This window comes from Romboutsia sp. (genome assembly GCF_051659545.1).
Taxonomy (GTDB): Bacteria; Bacillota; Clostridia; order Peptostreptococcales; family Peptostreptococcaceae; genus JBOFOR01.
Window position 1 is genome coordinate 1 of record NZ_JBOFOR010000024.1, and the last position, 1,012, is coordinate 1,012.

General features: G+C 30.5%; 2 protein-coding genes. Both read right to left on the minus strand.

Annotated features, from left to right (window positions below; all coding sequences use genetic code 11):
• A partial coding sequence (locus ACRC03_RS01285; protein WP_438650739.1) for a hypothetical protein occupies positions 1-574 on the minus strand: 574 nt, incomplete at its 3' end.
• A gap of 186 nt (positions 575-760) precedes the next feature.
• The coding region (locus ACRC03_RS01290) for a recombinase family protein (RefSeq protein ID WP_438650740.1) at positions 761-1,012 on the minus strand (252 nt) is incomplete at its 5' end.

The following is a 1,012-nucleotide window of genomic DNA, read 5'->3' on the forward strand; positions in this document are numbered from 1 at the left end:
CATCATAAGCTATAACTCTTTTACCAAAACTATCTATAGTTTCAGGAGCATGACCCTCAGCTTTTAATAGTTTTTTCAAGGCTCTTTGTCCCTTTGCATTTACAAATATCATATTTGGATTACAGTAATCTACTGCATCATCTAATAAATCTACTGTTAATGCTCCTGTGAACTCTTTCCCTGCCTCTCCTTTACCTAATGCACCTTTTAACTCAGCTATTACCTTTTGCTCTAATGCTTTACCATTAGAAACCATTGCTAACTCAGTATTTTGAGCCTTTATATCTGTTATATCTCCCATAACTTGTAATGCTCTATCTGTTCTAACTGCATTAGTTAATATTACTAATTCCTTTGTTAACTTCTCTGTTTGCATCTCATTAGCAGTAACTTCTTCTCCTAATTCTCTATGTTCTGTAGGTATTAATGTATCAACTACATTAAAAGAATATGCATTCCCTTTTATCTCTACAAATTCCATTGCTCCAACTATTGGAGTTCCTTTTTCCATTGATAAAACACATCCCTGTGCTAAAGTACCCTGTACTAGATTTAATAAGTTTTTTTGTGCCATTCTATTTCCTCATCTCTTTTATTTTTATATAAAAAAAGCACTAACAGAAATTCTGCTAATGCTCTTAATAGGTTTGTTTTTGGAGAATGGTAAAACCTAATAAACCATCTATGTCAATTTAATTAACATTAGTTGAGGCTAATGTTATCTTATATTATCTAGTACAGGTATACATTAAAATTTAAACTACTTATTTTCTAATATATTTATATATTTATTGATGGTAACTCTACTGATACCTGTTAATTTATTTATATCTGTTTTAGTTAATTTACCATCTTTGTATAATTCATAATGCTCCATGAACTTTTTAGGGATAGTTGCTCCTGATGGTCTACCAATATTTTTACCTTTAGCTTTAGCATTAGCCATACCTGATTTTACTCTTTGGCTTATCATATTTCTCTCTAACTCTGAAAATACTCCCATCATCTTTAG